We start from the raw sequence: 17,680 nt of genomic DNA, 5'->3' as shown, positions 1-17,680 counted from the left end.
CTTGTCCTGTATTGAATCCCAGGGTGTGCTCCAGTCTTGTCGGTGTGTGCGCGTGATGCCACCCCCGCAGGTCGCGTACCGTGCTCGTGTGACCGGACCGCAGGTGATTCCGTTCCTGCCGGCGTACGTCCCGCCGGAGATCGACATGGATCAGGTTCAGGCCGACGTCAAGGACGACGGCATCAGCGTGCCGCCCGCCGATCAGGCCGAGGTGCCGGCGCTGCGGCAGGTCGTCGAGGACGCCAAGCAGCAGGGCATCGACCTCAAGATCGTGGTCATCGCGAACAACCCTCCGATCGACACGCCGCTGCGCGACATCGCGACGGTCGTCGGCAACGCCAACCCCGGATCCACGGTGCTGGCGCTCAGTCCGTCCTTCGCCGGGACCTACAGCCCGGTGCTCGATCGGTCGACGCTCGAGGCGGGCCAGGACCTCGCCCGAACAGGCGATCCGGTGCAGTCGTCGAAGAATTTCCTGGGGGAGTTGACCACCCCGCACTTTTCGTGGACCGCATTCACGATTGTGCTCGTATTCCTGGTGCTCATCGCCGCGGCCGCGACCCGTGTGCTGCAGAAATACGGCAAACGGTCGACCGGTTCCAGCGCAGCCTCCACCAGCAACGATTGAGGAATAGCCGCCTCACGCGTTAATTCAAACATCACCGTTTGATAACGCCCATTGCAATTACATTGTTGTAATTTGTGACTAAAGTTTCTTTAGCGTCAGATGTGACGTACGGTGCAATCGGTGCCTGTAGTTGCAGTTGTGCATTGTGTGACTTCTGCGCGAAGCCTGAGGAGACCTGAGTCGAATGAGACGCCCCCTTGGCGGCGCGCCCGCCACCCGGTTGTGCGCGGTGTCGCTGGCGTTCGGCATGGTGATGACGACGCCGCACCTCGCCCAAGCGCAACCCGGCAACGGTGACCTGGCCCAACTCGTCACCGAGGTCGCCAACGTCAACCAGAAGCTGCAGGATCTCGGAGCCGCGATCCAGACGCAGCAGGAGAGCGTGAACAAGGCGATCCTCGACGTGGCCACCGCACGCGAGAACGCGGCCAAGGCGCAGCAGCAGGTCGACGCCAGCGCGGTCGGGGTCAAAGAGGCCAACGCCGCGATCGACGCCGCGCAGGGACGCTTCGACAAGTTCGCGGCCGCGATGTACGTCAACGGCCCGTCGAATTCGTACCTGACCGCCAAGGACCCCGTCGACATTCTCGACACGGCGGCCACCGGGCAGGCGCTCTCGCTGAGCTCCCAGAAGGTCATCACCGACCTGTCGCGGGCGCGCACGGAGCAGGTCAACAAGGAGTCCGCCGCGCGGCTGGCCAAGCAGCAGGCCGACGACGCGGTCAAGGCCGCCGAGACCAGCCAGCAGAGTGCCGTCGACGCGCTCACCAACGCCCAGCAGACCTTCAAGGATCAGCAGAGCGAGCTCGACCGGCTCACCGCCGAGCGGGCCCAGGCGCAGACGAAACTCCAGCAGGCACAGGCGCTTTCGGCGCCGTCGTCGCCCGTCTCGGGCCGCGCGCCAACGGGATCGGGAGCGGGGGCGGGTGCCACGCCGGCACCGGCCAAGTCGGGTGCCAACGCGAACTGGGACGTCGACCCGGCGACCGGTAACCGCGACACCGCCTGGGACATGACGTTGCCCCAGATCCCGAGCGCGTTCGTCAGCGGCGACCCGGTCCAGATCATCAACGCGGTCCTGAAGATCATCACCACCTCGCTGGAGGTGACCCAGAACCTCGGCCGCAAGTTCCTGCAGAGCATCGGCCTGCTGCCGACGCCGACCGGCATCACCAACGGCGCGATCCCGGTGGCGAACGGACCGCAGGCCACCGAATACGTCATCAAGCGCGGCATGTCGCAGCTCGGGGTGCCGTACTCGTGGGGCGGCGGCAACGCCTCGGGGCCGAGCCGCGGCATCGACTCCGGAGCGGGCACGGTGGGCTTCGACTGCTCGGGCCTGATGCTCTACATGTTCGCCGGCGTCGGCATCAAGCTCGACCACTACTCGGGCTCGCAGTACAACGCCGGACGCAAGGTGCCATCGGCGCAGATGCGCCGCGGCGACATGATCTTCTACGGACCCAACGCCAGCCAGCACGTCGCGATGTACCTCGGCAACGGGCAGATGCTCGAGGCGCCCTACACCGGGTCGGTGGTCAAGATCTCGCCGGTGCGGACCAGCGGTATGACGCCGTTCGTGACCCGAATGATCGAGTGGTGATCGCGCTGCGCCGCCTTCTCGTCTCTGTCACCGTCGCGGTCGCGGTGCTGATCGGCGCGGCCTCGCCGGCCGCTGCCCAGCCCGAGGCCGGGCAGTGGGATCCCACGCTGCCCAAGCTCATCAGCGCCGGCGCCCCCGGCGACCCGCTCGCCATCGCCAATGCCTCGCTGGCCGCCACCGCGCAGGCCACCCAGGTCACGATGAACCTCGGGCACAAGTTCCTGCAGAGCCTCGGGCTGGCGCCGGCCGACCCGACCAGCGTCGCGCCCGGCGTGGTCCGCGGCCCGGCGGCCATCGAATACGCGATCCGCCGGGGCGGCAGCCAGATGGGGGTGCCGTACTCGTGGGGTGGCGGGAAACCGACCGGACCCACGCGCGGCATCGACTCCGGCGCCAACACCGTCGGGTTCGACTGCTCCGGGCTCACCCAGTTCGCCTACGCGGGCGTCGGCGTCCTCATCCCGAAGTACTCGGGCGACCAGTACGACACCGGTCGCAAGGTGCCCATCTCCCAGGCCAAGCGCGGAGACCTCCTGTTCTGGGGTCCCGGCGGCAGCCAGCACGTCGCGATGTACCTCGGCGGCGGCAGGATGCTCGAGGCCTCCGGCAGCGCCGGCAAAGTGACCGTGAGTCCGGTGCGGACCTCGGGCCTGCAGCCCTACGCGGCGCGCATCATCGAATCCTGAGTAGCGGCTGAGTTAATTCGGGCGGCGTCGACGGATTCCGACCCGCCTGGAATAGTTGACGGCGGGTGTCCGGCCACCATCGGCCGGCGCCGCACCGAGCAGCAGGTAGTGCGCATGTGGAAGGAACGTTGATGACCTCACCGAGTGGGCCGCCGCAGGGCTCTGGAGGATTCCCCGGGCAGAACCCGGGCCAGGGCTACTCCGCAGGCGCGCACGCCGCTCCAGCTCCGTCGGCTCCCGCGCAGAACAACGGCGGGCTGCAGAACGAGGTGCACACGCTGGAACGGGCGATCTTCGAGGTCAAGCGGATCATCGTCGGCCAGGACCAGCTCGTCGAGCGGATGCTCGTCGGACTGCTGGCCAAGGGGCATGTGCTCCTCGAGGGCGTGCCCGGCGTGGCCAAGACGCTGGCGGTCGAGACGTTCGCCAAGGTCGTCGGCGGCACCTTCGCGCGTATCCAGTTCACCCCCGACCTGGTCCCGACCGACATCATCGGCACCCGGATCTACCGGCAGGGCAAAGAGGAGTTCGACATCGAACTCGGGCCCGTGGTGGTGAACTTCCTGCTCGCCGACGAGATCAACCGCGCGCCCGCCAAGGTGCAGTCGGCGCTGCTGGAGGTCATGGCCGAGCGCAAGATCTCCATCGGCGGCAAGACCTTCCCGTTGCCGAGCCCGTTCCTGGTGATGGCCACGCAGAACCCCATCGAGCAGGAGGGCGTCTACCAGCTGCCCGAGGCGCAGCGCGACCGCTTCCTGTTCAAGCTCAACGTCGACTACCCGTCGCCGGAGGAAGAGCGCGAGATCATCTACCGGATGGGCGTCAAGCCGCCGGAGCCCAAGCAGATCCTCAACACCGGTGACCTGCAACGCCTCCAGGACGTCGCGGCCAACAACTTCGTCCATCACGCGCTGGTCGACTACGTCGTGCGCGTCGTGACCGCCACCCGCGAGCCGGAGAAGTTCGGCATGCCCGACGCGAAGGCCTGGATCGCCTACGGCGCCTCGCCGCGCGCCTCGCTGGGCATCATCGCCGCCGCCCGTGCGCTGGCGCTGGTCCGGGGCCGCGATTACGTGATCCCGCAGGACGTCGTCGAGGTCATCCCCGATGTGCTGCGCCACCGCCTGGTGCTCACCTACGACGCGCTGGCCGACGAAATCTCCGCCGAGACCGTGGTCAACCGCATTCTGCAGACCGTGGCGCTGCCGCAGGTGAATGCCATTCCGCAGCAGGGTCATTCGGCTCCACCCGTCGTCCCGGCCGCTGCGGCCGCGGCGAACGGCCGCTGACCAGGTGGCTCCGATTCCGCGGTCCACCCGCTCCGTCGACCTGCCGTCGATGAAGCGTGGCGAGATCCGTGACCCGGCACTGACGGCGGCGCTGCGCAAGCTGGAGCTCACGGTCCGGCGCAAGCTCGACGGGGTGCTCCACGGCGATCACCTCGGTCTGCTGCCGGGGCCGGGATCCGAACCCGGTGAGTCGCGGATCTACCAGCCCGGCGACGACGTGCGCCGGATGGACTGGTCGGTCACCGCACGCACCACCCACCCGCACGTCCGGCAGATGATCGCCGACCGCGAGCTGGAGACCTGGCTGGTGGTCGACGTGTCGGCCAGCCTCGACTTCGGCACCACCGGGTGCGAGAAGCGGGACCTCGCCGTGGCCGCCGCGGCGTCGATCGCGTTCCTCAACAGCGGCGGCGGCAATCGGATCGGCGCGATCATCTCCAACGGCGAGACCACGCGTCGGGTGCCCGCCCTGTCGGGGCGCATGCACGAGCAGGAGCTGCTGCGGGCGATCGCCACCATTCCGCGCGCGCCCGTGGGTGTGCGCGGTGATCTCGCGGCGGCGATCGACGCGCTGCGCAGGCCGGAGCGCCGGCGCGGCATGGCGGTGATCATCAGCGACTTCCTCGGGCCCATCAACTGGATGCGGCCGCTGCGGGCCATCGCCGGGCGCCACGAGGTGCTCGGCATCGAGATTCTCGATCCGCGCGACATCGAGCTGCCTCCGGTCGGCGACGTCGTGCTGCAGGACACCGAGACCGGGCGGACCCGCGAGTTCACCATCGACGAACAACTGCGCACCGATTTCGAGAAGGCCGCCGCCGCCCACCGTGCCGATGTGGCGCGCACGCTGCGCCGGTGCGACGCGCCGCTGCTGACGTTGCGCACCGACCGCGACTGGATCGCCGACGTGGTGCGGTTCGTCGCGAGCCGGCGCCGCGGCGCCCTCGCGGCGCGGTGATCGCTCTCAACGACGAAAAGACAAGTAGGACATGACTTTACCGTTGCTCGGACCGATGTCGCTGTCGGGCTTCGAACACCCGTGGTTCTTTCTGTTCTTCCTCGTGGTGCTCGGCCTCATCGGGCTCTACATCGTGGTGCAGCTGTCCCGGCAGCGGCGGATGCTGCGCTTCGCCAACATGGAGCTCCTCGAGAGTGTGGCGCCCAAGCGCCCCAGCCGGTTGCGCCATCTGCCCGCGACCCTGCTGATCCTGTCGCTGACGTTCTTCACGGTCGCGATGGCCGGACCGACCCACGACGTCCGGATCCCGCGCAACCGCGCGGTGGTGATGCTCGTCATCGACGTGTCGCAGTCCATGCGCGCCACCGACGTCGCCCCCAACCGGCTCGCGGCGGCCCAGGAGGCGGCCAAGCAGTTCGCCGACCAGTTGACCCCCGGCATCAACCTCGGCCTGATCTCTTACGCCGGCACCGCCACGGTGCTCGTCTCGCCGACCACCAACCGTGAGGCGACCAAGAACGCTATCGACAAGCTGCAGCTGGCCGACCGGACCGCAACCGGTGAGGGCATCTTCACGGCGCTGCAGGCGATCGCGACCGTCGGCGCCGTCATCGGCGGCGGCGACGAACCGCCGCCCGCGCGCGTCGTGCTGATGTCGGACGGCAAGGAAACGGTTCCGTCGAACCCGGACAACCCGAAGGGCGCGTATACCGCGGCGCGGACCGCCAAGGACCAGGGCGTCCCGATCTCGACGGTGTCGTTCGGCACGCCCTACGGTTACGTCGAGATCAACGACCAGCGTCAGCCGGTGCCCGTCGACGACGAGATGCTCAAGAAGATCGCCGACCTGTCCGGCGGTGACTCGTTCACCGCGTCGAGCCTCGAGCAGCTCAAGGAAGTGTTCACCAACCTGCAGGAACAGATCGGCTACGAGACCATCAAGGGCGACGCGAGCGTGGGCTGGCTGCGGCTGGGTGCGCTCGTGCTGGCCGGTGCCGCGCTGGCCGCGTTGCTGATCAATCGCAGGCTGCCCACCTGAGTGGGGCGATTTGGTGAGAAGCCGACCGCACCGGCTAAGTTGACGGGCATGACTTCGACCCGACCGGAATTCGTCTCCCGCTCGGTGCTGGTGACCGGTGGCAACCGGGGTATCGGTCTGGCCATCGCGCAGCGCCTCGCCGACGACGGCCACAAGGTGGCTGTCACCCACCGCGGGTCGGGCGCTCCCGATGGACTGTTCGGCGTCGAGTGCGACGTCACCGACAGTGATTCCGTGGACCGCGCGTTCAAGGAGGTCGAGGAGCACCAGGGCGCGGTCGAGGTGCTGGTGTCCAACGCGGGGGTGGCGGCCGACGCCTTCCTGATGCGGATGACCGAGGAGAAGTTCACGAAGGTCATCGACGCGAACCTCACCGGCGCCTTCCGGGTGGCCCAACGGGCCACCCGCACCATGCAGCGCAACCGATTCGGCCGGATGATCTTCATCGGGTCGGTCTCGGGCACCTGGGGCATCGGCAATCAGGCCAACTACGCCGCCTCCAAGGCCGGGCTGATCGGCATGGCCCGCTCCATCGCCCGCGAGGTGTCCAAGGCCGGCGTCACCGCGAACGTGGTGGCTCCGGGCTACATCGACACCGACATGACCCGCGCCCTCGACGAGCGAATCCAGAAGGGCGCGTTGGAGTTCATTCCCGCCAAGCGGGTCGGCACCGCCGCCGAGGTCGCCGGCGTGGTCAGCTTCCTGGCTTCCGAGGACGCCGGCTACATCTCCGGTGCGGTGATCCCGGTCGACGGCGGCATGGGCATGGGCCACTAGGACAGAACAGGTAAGGACCTTCACATGACGCTTCTTCAGGGGAAACGGATCCTCGTCACGGGGATCATCACCGACAGCTCGATCGCGTTCTACATCGCCAAGGTCGCCCAGGAGGCGGGCGCAGAGCTGGTGCTGACCGGCTTCGACCGGATGAAGCTCATCCGTCGCATCGCCGACCGGCTGCCGAACCCGGCGCCGCTGATCGAGCTCGACGTGCAGAATCAGGAGCACCTCGACTCGCTGGCCGATCGGGTCACCGCCGAGATCGGTGAGGGCAACAAGCTCGACGGCGTGGTGCACTCCATCGGCTTCATGCCGCAGACCGGTATGGGCATCAACCCGTTCTTCGACGCGCCCTACGAGGACGTCGCCAAGGGCATCCACATCTCCGCCTTCTCGTACGCGTCGCTGGCCAAGGCCGTGCTGCCGATCATGAACCCCGGCGGCGGCATCGTGGGCATGGACTTCGACCCGACCCGGGCCATGCCGGCCTACAACTGGATGACGGTCGCCAAGAGCGCGCTGGAGTCGGTGAACCGCTTCGTCGCGCGCGAGGCCGGCAAGGTCGGCGTGCGCTCCAATCTCGTTGCCGCCGGCCCGATCCGGACACTGGCGATGAGCGCGATCGTCGGCGGTGCGCTCGGCGAGGAGGCCGGCGCGCAGATGCAGCTGCTCGAGGAGGGCTGGGATCAGCGCGCCCCGCTCGGGTGGAACATGAAGGACCCGACGCCGGTGGCGCGGACCGTCTGTGCCCTGCTGTCCGACTGGCTTCCGGCGACCACGGGCACCGTGATCTTCGCCGACGGTGGAGCGAGCACCCAGCTGCTGTGACGAGCCCCTTCGACGCGCTGCTGCTCCTGTCGTTCGGCGGACCCGAGGGACCCGAGCAGGTGATGCCGTTCCTGGAGAACGTCACCCGGGGCAGGGGCATCCCGCGCGAGCGGTTGGCCAGCGTCGCCGAGCACTATCTGCATTTCGGTGGCGTGTCACCGATCAACGGGATCAATCGCGACCTGATCGTGCAGATCGAGGCCGAGCTGGCCCGGCGCGGCATGGAGGTGCCGGTCTACTTCGGCAACCGCAACTGGGAACCGTTCGTCGAGGACACCGTTGCGCACATGCGCGACAACGGCGTTCGTCGTGCGGCGGTGTTCTCCACCTCCGCGTGGGGCGGCTACTCGGGATGCACGCAGTACCAGGAGGACATCGCCCGCGCCCGCGCCGCCGTCGGCCCGGAGGCGCCGGAGCTGACGAAGCTCCGCCAGTACTTCGACCACCCACTGCTGATCTCGATGTTCGCCGAGGCGATCCGCGACGCCGCGGCGACGCTGCCCGAGGAACTCCGCGCCCAGGCGCGCCTGGTGTTCACCGCGCACTCGATCCCGCTGCGCGCCGCGTCGCGGTGCGGCCCGGACCTCTACGAACGCCAGGTCGACTACACGTCGCGGCTCGTCGCGGCCGCCGCGGGCCACCAGGACTTCGACCAGGTGTGGCAGTCCCGGTCGGGCCCGCCGCAGGTGCCGTGGCTGGAGCCCGATGTGGGCGATCACCTCGACGCGCTGGCGCGCGACGGGGTGAAGGCGGTGATCGTCTGCCCGGTGGGCTTCGTCGCCGACCACATCGAGGTGGTGTGGGATCTCGACACCGAACTGGCCGAACAGGCCGCCGAGGCGCGCATCGCCCTGGCGCGCGCGTCGACGCCCAACAGCAGCCCCGGATTCGCGCGGCTGGCAGTGGATCTGATGGACGAACTGCAGCGGGGGATGCCCGCGGCCCGTGCCGACGGTCCCGACCCGGTGCCGGGCTACGGGTGCACCGTCAACGGGGCACTGTGCACGCCCGCGTGCAGCAGTTCCTAACTCCTCCAGGCCGAATGCAGAATCGCGTCGACGGCGGCCAGTCGCGCCGACCGGACCACGCCGCCCAGCGGGCGTAGCGCGTCGCTGGCCAGCTGAACCTCCGACGAGCTCTGCAACCCGATCGGGATCAGCCCCGAGCTGACGGTGATGATCGCGTCCACGTGCGCGGCGTTCTCGAGCACCCGCACCGCGCGCACCGGCGCGTGGTCGGGAATGCGGTGCGCCCGCGTCGGTTCGAGGACCTGTTCGACGAGCCTGCGCGGATCCGCGACATCGGCGCCCGACGTTCCGGCCCGCAGCGCACCGAGCGCGTCGGCCGCCGAGCGGACCGCGTCGCGCAGCGCGTACTCGGCCTCGCCGAGATCGATGGGGGACGTCACCGGCAGGGTGTCGAGCGAGTACACCGTCCAGGACAGCCCACACAGTTCGGGCTCGAATTCGTCGTCGTCGCCGGCGGGGGAGTCCGCGTAGTCGTCCGGGTACTCGAAGTCGGGGACCATGCCGATCGCGGCGCCGGCGCTCCCGACGATGATCGCCTCACCCGCCGCGATCGCGTCGCGCCCGAACTGGGTCCCCGGCGGGAGGCCCCGGACATCGCCGGGCACCGGCAACGCGAGGGCGATCGCCGGCTGCGCCGGGGCCGCGCGGGCTACGGTGCGCATCGTCTGCAGCAGCGACATCGCCCCGGTGTTGTCCAGATCCGGCCACGGCAGCCCGGTCCGCTCCGCGGCGACGGAATCGTAGGCGGTCACGGAATGCGTTGGCGTCCATTGGGATAACGCATCCAGGACATCGTCGGGCGCAGCGGCACCGGCCAGCCAGGAGTTGGCCCACACCGACAGCGAAACACTGGGACACCACATGATGGCTGCAGTGTAGTTGTTAGCCGCTCGCGAAGGGGTCTGCGCGCTACGCTGGCGCCATGGCCGTACCGCTGATCTGGCTGATCGCAGCGCTGGCGCTGGCCGGGGCCGAGGCGCTGACCGGCGACCTGTTCCTGCTGATGCTCAGCGGTGGTGCGCTCGCGGCGGCCGGATCGAGCGCGCTGCTGGACTGGCCGGTGTGGGCCGACGGGCTGGTGTTCCTGGTGGTGGCGGTACTGCTGTTGGTCGGGGTGCGCCCGGCGCTGCGGCGCCGGATGAACGCCGGCACCGGGCTGCCCGAGCCGGTCCGGGCGCTGGAGGGCAAGAGCGCGCTGGTGCTGGACCGGGTCGCCCGGCACGCGGGTCAGGTCAAGCTCGACGGCGAGATCTGGACGGCGCGGCCCTACAACGAGAACGATGTCTACGAACCCGGCGACCACGTGACCGTCGTGCACATCGACGGAGCAACCGCGGTCGTGTCCAAGATCGCCTGAGTGAGGAGTCCCCGGTGGAAGGTGCGGTAGCAGGCCTGGTCCTGCTCGGAGTGCTGGTGGTGTTCGCCATCATCATCGTCGCGAAGTCGGTGGCGCTGATCCCGCAGGCGGAGGCCGCGGTGATCGAGCGGCTCGGCCGCTACAGCAAGACGGTGTCGGGTCAGCTGACCCTGCTGCTGCCGTTCGTGGACAAGATCCGCGCGCGGGTGGATCTGCGCGAGCGGGTGGTGTCGTTCCCGCCCCAACCCGTGATCACCGAGGACAACCTGACGGTCAACATCGACACGGTGGTGTACTTCCAGGTCACCAACCCGCAAGCCGCCGTCTACCAGATCAGCAACTACATCGTCGGTGTCGAGCAGCTGACCACCACGACGCTGCGCAACGTCGTCGGCGGCATGACGCTCGAGCAGACCCTGACCTCGCGGGACTCGATCAACGGCCAGCTGCGCGGCGTGCTCGACGAGGCCACCGGCCGCTGGGGCCTGCGGGTGGCGCGGGTGGAGCTGCGCAGCATCGATCCGCCGCCGTCCATCCAGGACTCGATGGAGAAGCAGATGCGCGCCGACCGCGAGAAGCGCGCGATGATCCTCACCGCGGAAGGCAACCGGGAGGCGTCGATCAAGCAGGCCGAGGGGCAGAAGCAGGCGCAGATCCTCGCCGCCGAGGGCGCCAAGCAGGCGGCGATCCTGGCCGCCGAGGCCGATCGCCAGTCCCGGATGCTGCGCGCCCAGGGCGAACGCGCCGCGCAGTACCTGCAGGCACAGGGGCAGGCGAAGGCCATCGAGAAGACGTTCGCGGCGATCAAGCGCGGCCGCCCCACTCCCGAGATGCTGGCCTACCAGTACCTGCAGACACTGCCGCAGATGGCCAAGGGGGAGGCCAACAAGGTGTGGCTGGTGCCCAGCGATTTCGGCTCCGCGCTGGAGGGCTTCACCAAGATGCTCGGCGCACCCGGCTCCGACGGCGTCTTCCGGTACACCCCCTCCCCGGTGGAGGAGGACCTGCCCGCACCGGAGGACGACTCCGCCGAGGTGGCCGAGTGGTTCAACACCCAGACCGATCCGGAGATCGCGCAGGCCGTCGCGCAGGCGGTGGCCGAGGCGCGCACCCCGGTGGCCGGCTCGCTGGACGCACCGCCGCAGTACCCGCCGCTGTCCCAGCAGGCCCAGCCCCCGGCGACCGACTACGCCCAGCCGCCCACGCCCCGGCACGGCGCCGCGGAGTAGGCGGTGAGTTCCGCAGGCCTGCTCGGCTCCCGGCGCACCTACGCGGTGCTCGCCGCGATGCAGGCCGGCGACGCGCTGGCGTGCATCGGCCCCATCGCACCGGTGCGCAAGGCACTCGACGACGTCGGCCTCCCCGAAGAACTCCGCCCGGTGCTGCCGGTCGTGAAAGGGGCCTCGGCGGTGGGGCTGCTGTCGGTGTACCGGTTTCCGGGGCTGGCCAGGCTGACCACCTTCATGCTGACGGTGTACTTCACGCTCGCCGTCTCGGCGCACATCAGGGCGAAGGATTGGAGTCCTGGGTTGGCGGCGGCGTCGTCGCTGCTGGCGCTGTTCGGGGCGATGACGGTGCAGGGACCGCCGCCGCGCGGCGATGCGTCCTCACCTCGTAGATGAGGCCGGCCACGCCCAGCGCGGCGGTGCACAGCGAGACCACGAACAGCAGCGGGCTGACGTTGCCGGTGAGCGCATCACCGAGGATGACCACAGCGGCGGTGCCGGGCAGCAGGCCCGCGATCGTGGCCAGCGTGTAGGGCAGCAGCCGAACCGCCGACGCGCCCGCGGCGTAGTTGAGGACCGAGAACGGCACCGCGGGGATCATCCGCATCGCCATCACGGCGACCCAGCCGCGCTCACGCAACCGGGTGTCCAGCGCGTCGACCTTCGGATGGCTGACCAGCCTGCTGAGCTGCCAGCCCGCCGCGCGGACGAGCAGCACCGCGAGCACCGCACTGAGCGTGCTCGCCACCACCGCGATCGGGATGCCGATGTAGGGGCCGAACAGCAGGCCCGCCGCCAGCGTGAATGCCGTTCGGGGGAAAGGGAACACGGTGACCACGACGTGCGCGGCCAGAAACGCCAGCGGGAACCAGGGGCCGACCGACGTCGCCCAGTCGCGCAGCTGCAGCGCGGTGGGCAACGGCACCAGGAGCGCGACTGCGACGAGAATCACAATCGTGATCAGCATGGCCGCCAACCGGGCGGGAGGCACCGTCCGCAGGGTCGCGAGCACCGTGGCCGGCACGGCGCGCAACGCGCTGACGACGGGTTTCACGACTCCCCACAGTACGGGCACGGCCCGGTCACCTCGCGACACCGACGTGACGGACATCATTTAGCCTGATGGCTGTGCAGACACCCACCGATGTGGACCAATGGCGCTCTGCGGTGGCAGCAGTGCTGGCCAAGTCGAGTCGGCGCGAGCCGGCCGAGCTGGGTGCCGAACCCGAGCGGTTGCTGGACTCTGACACCTACGAGGGCTTCCCGATCCGGCCGCTGTACACCGGCGCCGATGAGCTTCCGGAGCAGGCCCTGCCCGGCAGCTGGCCGTTCGTGCGCGGCGGTGACGCACTGCGCGACGTCAAGTCCGGCTGGAAGGTGGCCGAGGCGTTCCCCGCCGGTGACGCCGCCGTGGCCGAGGTCAACGGGGCGGTGCTGCTGAGCCTGACCGAGGGGGTCAGCGCGCTGGCTCTGCGCGTCGGTGACGGCGCGATCGCGACGGACGACCTGAACCGTGTGCTCGAGGGGGTGTACCTCGACCTGGTACCGATCGTGGTGGAGGTGGCCGGCGACGGGCCGGTGTACCGCGCGGCCGCCGAGGCGTTGCTGGCGATGCTCGAGGACCTCGACGACGACCAGCGCTCCCGCCTGTCGGTGGACCTGGGCGGCGACCCGCTGACCGCCCCGCTGGCCGGTCGGCCGGCGCTCGCGCTCGCCGACGTGACCGCGGTGGCCGAGAAGGCGGCCCGCTTCGACGGGCACGTCCGGAGCGTCACCGTCGACGGCCCCACGCTGCACGACCTGGGGGCGAACGCCTCGTGGGAGCTCGGCGCCGCGATCGGCGCCGGGGTGGCCTACCTGCGCGCGCTGCTCGACGCGGGCCTGCCCACCGCCACGGCGCTCCGGCAGATCAGCTTCCGGTTCGCCGCCGACGACGACCAGTTCATGACGATCGCGAAACTGCGTGCGGCGCGCCGACTCTGGGCCCGGGTGGCGGAGGTGGCCGAAGCCCCGGAAGCCGGCGCGGCGACCCTGCACGCAGCCACGTCGCTGCCGATGATGGCGCAGCGTGATCCGTGGGTGAACATGCTGCGCACCACGGTGGCCGCCTTCGCCGCGGGCGTGGGCGGCGCGGACACCGTGCTCGTGCATCCGTTCGACGTCGCCATCGACGGCGGATTCCCCGGCACTGCACGCAGTTTCGCGCGTCGCATCGCCCGCAACACTCAGCTGCTGTTGCTCGAGGAGTCCCATCTGGGTCAGGTGCTCGACCCTGCGGGCGGGTCCTGGTTCGTCGAGGACCTCACCTCCCGGCTGGCCGACGCGGCCTGGACGAACTTCCAGGAGATCGAGGGCGCCGGTGGTTTCGAGGCGGCGCGTGAGCACGTGCGTGAGCGCATCGCCGAGGTGGCCGGCCGACGCGCCGAGGACATCGCCCACCGGCGCACCGCGATCACCGGTGTCAACGAGTTCCCTGATCTCGCCGAAGTCCCGCTCCCGCAGGGCAATCCGCTGCCGACCGTGCACCGCTACGCGGCGGACTTCGAAGCGCTGCGCAATCGCTCCGATGCTCACCTGGACAAGACCGGAGCCCGCCCCGCCGCCCTGCTGTTGCCGCTGGGCCCGTTGGCCGAGCACAACATCCGCGCGACCTTCGCGGTGAACCTGCTCGCCTCCGGCGGTATCGAGGCCGTCAACCCCGGACCGCTCGAAGCGGCCGGTGTCGGCGCCGCGGTGTCGGCGGCAGGCGGCGCGCAGGTCGCGGTCATCTGCGGCACCGACGCACGCTACGGGGACGAGGTGGCCGACGTGGTCACCGCAGCCCGGGCCGCCGGGGTGCGACACATCCTGCTGGCCGGGCCGGAAAAGGCGGTCGCCGAAGCCGATTCGAAGCCCGACGGCTACGTGACCGCGAAGATCGACGCGGTGTCCGTACTGTCGGATCTGCTGACCCGATTGGGGGCATGACATGACTCTGCACGATGTCGCCGGCGGACCGGCTCCGGTGACCGAACCCCGCACGTCACTCGGCAGCTTCGCCGACGTTCCGCTGCACGACGGCGGCGCCGCCGCGGCGCCGACGCGCGAGCAGGTCGGTGAGCGGGTGGCCGCGGCCGCCGCCGCGCACGGCTACAGCGCCGATCAGCTGGACTGGGCCACCCCCGAGGGAATCGACGTCAAACCCGTCTACATCGCCGCCGACCGGGACGAGATCGCCGCCGCGGGCTATCCGCTCGGCAGCCTGCCGGGGCTTCCGCCGTTCGTGCGCGGGCCGTATCCGACGATGTACGTCAACCAGCCGTGGACCATCCGGCAGTACGCCGGCTTCTCCACCGCGGCCGAATCCAATGCGTTCTACCGGCGCAACCTCGCCGCCGGGCAGAAGGGACTGTCGGTCGCGTTCGACCTGGCCACCCACCGCGGTTACGACTCCGATCATCCGCGGGTGGCCGGCGACGTCGGCATGGCCGGCGTGGCCATCGACTCGATCCTCGACATGCGCCAGCTCTTCGACGGCATCGACCTGTCCTCGGTGTCGGTGTCGATGACGATGAACGGCGCGGTGCTCCCGATCCTGGCGCTCTACGTCGTCGCCGCCGAGGAGCAGGGGGTGCCGCCGGAGAAGCTGGCCGGGACCATCCAGAACGACATCCTCAAAGAGTTCATGGTCCGCAACACCTACATCTATCCGCCGAAGCCGTCGATGCGGATCATCTCCGACATCTTCGGCTACACCAGCGTCAAGATGCCGAAGTTCAACAGCATCTCGATCTCCGGGTACCACATCCAGGAGGCCGGGGCGACCGCCGATCTGGAGTTGGCCTACACGCTGGCCGACGGGGTCGAGTACCTCAAGGCGGGCCTCGACGCCGGGCTGGACATCGACAAGTTCGCGCCGCGGCTGTCGTTCTTCTGGGGCATCGGGATGAACTTCTTCATGGAGGTCGCCAAACTCCGGGCCGGCCGGCTGCTGTGGAGCGAGCTCGTCGCCGAGTTCGGCGCGAAGAACGCCAAATCGCTGTCGCTGCGCACCCATTCGCAGACCTCGGGTTGGTCGCTGACCGCGCAGGACGCGTTCAACAACGTGGCCCGCACATGCGTCGAGGCGATGGCCGCCACCCAGGGGCACACGCAGTCGCTGCACACCAACGCGCTCGACGAGGCGCTGGCGCTGCCCACCGACTTCTCCGCGCGCATCGCGCGCAACACCCAGTTGCTGCTGGCCCAGGAGTCGGGTACCACCCGGCCCATCGACCCGTGGGGCGGCTCCTACTACGTGGAGTGGCTCACCCATCAGCTGGCGCAGAAGGCGCGCGAGCACATCCGTGAGGTCGCCGAGCACGGCGGCATGGCGCAGGCGATCGGCGAGGGCATCCCCAAGCTACGCATCGAGGAGGCCGCCGCGCGCACCCAGGCCCGCATCGACTCCGGCACCCAGACGGTGATCGGCGTGAACCGCTACCAGGTCGACGAGGACCACGAGATCGAGGTGCTCAAGGTCGAGAACAGCAGGGTCCGCGCCGAGCAGATCGCCAAACTCGAGCGGTTGCGCAGTGAGCGCGATGACGCCGCAACCCAGGCTGCACTCGCCGAATTGTCCCGTGCCGCAGCGGCTTCCGGCATCGCCGGCGAGGACGGCCTGGGCAACAACCTGCTGGCACTGGCCATCGACGCCGCCAGGGCGAAGGCTACGGTCGGCGAGATCAGCGACGCGCTGGAGAAGGTCTACGGCCGCCATCAGGCCGAGATCCGGACCATCGCCGGGGTGTACCGAGACGAGGTGGGGATGGCCGGCAACGTCAGTACCGCAACCGAACTCGTCGAGAAGTTCGCCGAGGCGGACGGCCGCCGTCCGCGCATCCTCGTCGCGAAGATGGGCCAGGACGGTCACGATCGCGGACAGAAGGTGATCGCGACCGCCTTCGCCGACATCGGGTTCGACGTCGACGTCGGCTCACTGTTCTCCACGCCCGACGAGGTGGCGCGCCAGGCCGCCGACAACGACGTCCACGTGGTCGGGGTGTCCTCGCTCGCGGCCGGGCACCTGACCCTGGTGCCCGCGTTGCGCGACGCGCTGGCCGAGGTCGGGCGCCCCGACATCATGATCGTGGTCGGCGGGGTGATCCCTCCCGGCGACTTCGACGAGCTCTACGCCGCCGGTGCGACGGCGATCTTCCCGCCGGGCACGGTGATCGCCGACGCCGCGATCGGGCTGCTGCGCAAGCTCGGCGAGCGCCTCGGTTACGACCTCGACTAGATGAGCCGACCGGTCGACCTGGCGTCCGCACTGCGCGGCGGTGACCGCTCCGCGCTGGCGCGGGCGATCACGCTGGTCGAGTCGACGCGTGCCGATCACCGACAGCAGGCTCAGGAGCTGCTGCTCGAGCTGATGCCCGACGCGGGCAAGGCGGTCCACGTCGGCATCACCGGCGTCCCCGGCGTCGGGAAGTCCACCACCATCGAAGCGCTCGGGATGTCGCTGATCGGCCAGGGCCATCGCGTCGCGGTGCTGGCCGTCGACCCCTCGTCCACCCGGACCGGCGGCTCGATCCTCGGCGACAAGACGCGGATGGCCCGGCTCGCGGTGCACCCCGACGCCTACATCCGGCCGTCGCCGACGTCGGGCACCCTCGGGGGCGTCGCGAAGGCGACCCGCGAGACGATCGTGCTGCTCGAGGCGGCCGGCTACGACGTCATCCTGGTCGAGACGGTCGGGGTGGGGCAGTCCGAGGTGACGGTCGCCAACATGGTCGACACCTTCGTGTTCCTGACCCTCGCCCGCACCGGCGACTCGCTGCAGGGCATCAAGAAGGGCGTCCTCGAACTCGCCGACGTCGTCGTGGTGAACAAGGCCGACGGCGAGCACGCCGTCGAGGCCAAGGCGGCCGCCCGCGAACTGGCCGGCGCGCTGCGTTTGCTCTATCCGCGTGAAACACTTTGGCGCCCTCCGGTTCTGACCATGAGCGCGCTGGAGGGCACCGGACTGCAGGAGCTGTGGAACGCCGTGCTCGAGCATCGCCGGGTGCTCTCCGAAGCCGGGGAGTTCGAGGCGCGCCGGCGCACCCAGCAGGTGGAATGGATGTGGTCGATGGTCCGCGACACGGTGCTCGACCGCGTGCTGTCCAGCAGCGGCGTGCGTGCCGTTCGCGCCGAGGTGGAACGCCGGGTCCGGGACGGGGAGCTGACGCCGGCGCTTGCTGCCCAGGAGATCCTGGATGCCGCCGAGCGCCCGGGCAAATCTTTAGATTAACGAATCGG

17 protein-coding genes are annotated in these 17,680 nt (G+C 69.7%); 15 read left to right on the top strand and 2 right to left on the bottom strand.

Annotated features, from left to right (window positions below; translation table 11 throughout):
- The first annotated feature begins 88 nt into the window (after positions 1 to 88).
- The 9 genes from MCHLDSM_RS08380 (at position 89) to MCHLDSM_RS08340 (ending at position 8,839) form a co-directional block, all read left to right on the top strand.
- Positions 89 to 628 (top strand): Rv1476 family membrane protein, encoded by a 540-nt coding sequence (locus MCHLDSM_RS08380; protein ID WP_048470235.1) that lies wholly within the window; start codon positions 89 to 91, stop codon positions 626 to 628.
- A 175-nt stretch (positions 629 to 803) separates the two neighbouring features.
- Complete coding sequence (gene ripA / locus MCHLDSM_RS08375) at positions 804 to 2,231, top strand: NlpC/P60 family peptidoglycan endopeptidase RipA (RefSeq protein WP_407661858.1); 1,428 nt, start codon at positions 804 to 806, stop codon at positions 2,229 to 2,231.
- Positions 2,231 to 2,917 (top strand): NlpC/P60 family peptidoglycan endopeptidase RipB, encoded by a 687-nt coding sequence (gene ripB / locus MCHLDSM_RS08370; RefSeq protein ID WP_048470234.1) that lies wholly within the window; start codon positions 2,231 to 2,233, stop codon positions 2,915 to 2,917. Before ripA ends, ripB begins: the two co-directional genes overlap by 1 nt.
- A 131-nt stretch (positions 2,918 to 3,048) precedes the next feature.
- On the top strand, positions 3,049 to 4,206 hold the full coding sequence (gene moxR1 / locus MCHLDSM_RS08365; protein ID WP_048469667.1) for a chaperone MoxR1: 1,158 nt from the start codon (positions 3,049 to 3,051) through the stop codon (positions 4,204 to 4,206).
- 49 nt (positions 4,207 to 4,255) lie between these two features.
- Positions 4,256 to 5,164 carry a DUF58 domain-containing protein gene (locus MCHLDSM_RS08360; RefSeq protein ID WP_048417999.1) on the top strand — a complete coding sequence of 303 codons (909 nt, stop codon included), beginning with the start codon at positions 4,256 to 4,258 and terminating at the stop codon, positions 5,162 to 5,164.
- Between the two features lie 31 nt (positions 5,165 to 5,195).
- Complete coding sequence (locus MCHLDSM_RS08355) at positions 5,196 to 6,203, top strand: VWA domain-containing protein (RefSeq protein WP_048469666.1); 1,008 nt, start codon at positions 5,196 to 5,198, stop codon at positions 6,201 to 6,203.
- A gap of 48 nt (positions 6,204 to 6,251) precedes the next feature.
- Positions 6,252 to 6,980 carry a 3-oxoacyl-ACP reductase FabG1 gene (fabG1, locus tag MCHLDSM_RS08350; RefSeq protein WP_048469665.1) on the top strand — a complete coding sequence of 243 codons (729 nt, stop codon included), beginning with the start codon at positions 6,252 to 6,254 and terminating at the stop codon, positions 6,978 to 6,980.
- Positions 6,981 to 7,004: 24 nt separating this feature from the next.
- Positions 7,005 to 7,811: an NADH-dependent enoyl-ACP reductase InhA gene (gene inhA / locus MCHLDSM_RS08345; protein WP_048469664.1), complete on the top strand. Its 807-nt coding sequence runs from the start codon at positions 7,005 to 7,007 to the stop codon at positions 7,809 to 7,811.
- A 62-nt stretch (positions 7,812 to 7,873) separates the two neighbouring features.
- Entirely contained in the window at positions 7,874 to 8,839 is a 966-nt protein-coding gene (locus tag MCHLDSM_RS08340) for a ferrochelatase (RefSeq protein WP_048470233.1), read from the top strand.
- Here the strand turns inward: MCHLDSM_RS08340 and MCHLDSM_RS08335 are convergent.
- Positions 8,836 to 9,702, bottom strand: coding sequence for an Rv1486c family protein (locus MCHLDSM_RS08335; RefSeq protein ID WP_048469663.1), 867 nt, complete (start codon positions 9,700 to 9,702; stop codon positions 8,836 to 8,838). The genes MCHLDSM_RS08340 and MCHLDSM_RS08335 overlap by 4 nt on opposite strands.
- Before the next feature lie 59 nt (positions 9,703 to 9,761).
- Here MCHLDSM_RS08335 and MCHLDSM_RS08330 point away from each other — a divergent pair, with 59 nt between their 5' ends.
- Genes MCHLDSM_RS08330 through MCHLDSM_RS35930 form a run of 3 tightly spaced genes read left to right on the top strand, consistent with a single transcriptional unit; the run spans position 9,762 to position 11,818 of the window.
- Complete coding sequence (locus tag MCHLDSM_RS08330) at positions 9,762 to 10,196, top strand: NfeD family protein (protein ID WP_048469662.1); 435 nt, start codon at positions 9,762 to 9,764, stop codon at positions 10,194 to 10,196.
- A 14-nt stretch (positions 10,197 to 10,210) separates the two neighbouring features.
- Positions 10,211 to 11,425: an SPFH domain-containing protein gene (locus MCHLDSM_RS08325; protein WP_048469661.1), complete on the top strand. Its 1,215-nt coding sequence runs from the start codon at positions 10,211 to 10,213 to the stop codon at positions 11,423 to 11,425.
- A 57-nt stretch (positions 11,426 to 11,482) separates the two neighbouring features.
- Positions 11,483 to 11,818, top strand: a complete 336-nt coding sequence (locus MCHLDSM_RS35930) for a DoxX family protein (RefSeq protein ID WP_109788789.1) — start codon at positions 11,483 to 11,485, stop codon at positions 11,816 to 11,818.
- Here MCHLDSM_RS35930 and MCHLDSM_RS08315 read toward each other — a convergent pair.
- Positions 11,700 to 12,476: a TVP38/TMEM64 family protein gene (locus MCHLDSM_RS08315; RefSeq protein ID WP_048470232.1), complete on the bottom strand. Its 777-nt coding sequence runs from the start codon at positions 12,474 to 12,476 to the stop codon at positions 11,700 to 11,702. The two genes, MCHLDSM_RS35930 and MCHLDSM_RS08315, sit on opposite strands and share 119 nt — an antisense overlap.
- Before the next feature lie 68 nt (positions 12,477 to 12,544).
- Between MCHLDSM_RS08315 and mutA the strand changes: the two genes are divergently transcribed.
- Genes mutA through meaB form a run of 3 tightly spaced genes read left to right on the top strand, consistent with a single transcriptional unit; the run spans position 12,545 to position 17,672 of the window.
- Positions 12,545 to 14,389, top strand: coding sequence for a methylmalonyl-CoA mutase small subunit (mutA, locus tag MCHLDSM_RS08310; protein WP_048469659.1), 1,845 nt, complete (start codon positions 12,545 to 12,547; stop codon positions 14,387 to 14,389).
- 1 nt (position 14,390) lies between these two features.
- Positions 14,391 to 16,679, top strand: coding sequence for a methylmalonyl-CoA mutase (scpA, locus tag MCHLDSM_RS08305; RefSeq protein WP_048469658.1), 2,289 nt, complete (start codon positions 14,391 to 14,393; stop codon positions 16,677 to 16,679).
- Positions 16,680 to 17,672: a methylmalonyl Co-A mutase-associated GTPase MeaB gene (meaB, locus tag MCHLDSM_RS08300; RefSeq protein WP_048469657.1), complete on the top strand. Its 993-nt coding sequence runs from the start codon at positions 16,680 to 16,682 to the stop codon at positions 17,670 to 17,672.
- The last annotated feature ends 8 nt before the right edge of the window (positions 17,673 to 17,680 follow it).

This window comes from Mycolicibacterium chlorophenolicum (assembly GCF_001044235.1).
Taxonomy (GTDB): domain Bacteria; phylum Actinomycetota; class Actinomycetes; order Mycobacteriales; family Mycobacteriaceae; genus Mycobacterium; species Mycobacterium chlorophenolicum.
This window is presented reverse-complemented; position numbering and strand designations above follow the sequence as displayed.

What these genes read in the sequence shown, in the direction of transcription:
- moxR1 (WP_048469667.1), top strand. Translation starts at nt 3,049, where the DNA reads ATGACCTCACCGAGTGGGCCGCCGCAGGGCTCTGGAGGATTCCCCGGG.
- MCHLDSM_RS08360 (WP_048417999.1), top strand. Translation starts at nt 4,256, where the DNA reads ATGAAGCGTGGCGAGATCCGTGACCCGGCACTGACGGCGGCGCTGCGC.
- MCHLDSM_RS08355 (WP_048469666.1), top strand. Translation starts at nt 5,196, where the DNA reads ATGACTTTACCGTTGCTCGGACCGATGTCGCTGTCGGGCTTCGAACAC.
- fabG1 (WP_048469665.1), top strand. Translation starts at nt 6,252, where the DNA reads ATGACTTCGACCCGACCGGAATTCGTCTCCCGCTCGGTGCTGGTGACC.
- inhA (WP_048469664.1), top strand. Translation starts at nt 7,005, where the DNA reads ATGACGCTTCTTCAGGGGAAACGGATCCTCGTCACGGGGATCATCACC.
- MCHLDSM_RS08340 (WP_048470233.1), top strand. Translation starts at nt 7,874, where the DNA reads ATGCCGTTCCTGGAGAACGTCACCCGGGGCAGGGGCATCCCGCGCGAG.
- MCHLDSM_RS08335 (WP_048469663.1), bottom strand. Translation starts at nt 9,702, where the DNA reads ATGTGGTGTCCCAGTGTTTCGCTGTCGGTGTGGGCCAACTCCTGGCTG.
- MCHLDSM_RS08330 (WP_048469662.1), top strand. Translation starts at nt 9,762, where the DNA reads ATGGCCGTACCGCTGATCTGGCTGATCGCAGCGCTGGCGCTGGCCGGG.
- MCHLDSM_RS35930 (WP_109788789.1), top strand. Translation starts at nt 11,483, where the DNA reads ATGCAGGCCGGCGACGCGCTGGCGTGCATCGGCCCCATCGCACCGGTG.
- mutA (WP_048469659.1), top strand. Translation starts at nt 12,545, where the DNA reads ATGGCTGTGCAGACACCCACCGATGTGGACCAATGGCGCTCTGCGGTG.
- scpA (WP_048469658.1), top strand. Translation starts at nt 14,391, where the DNA reads ATGACTCTGCACGATGTCGCCGGCGGACCGGCTCCGGTGACCGAACCC.
- meaB (WP_048469657.1), top strand. Translation starts at nt 16,680, where the DNA reads ATGAGCCGACCGGTCGACCTGGCGTCCGCACTGCGCGGCGGTGACCGC.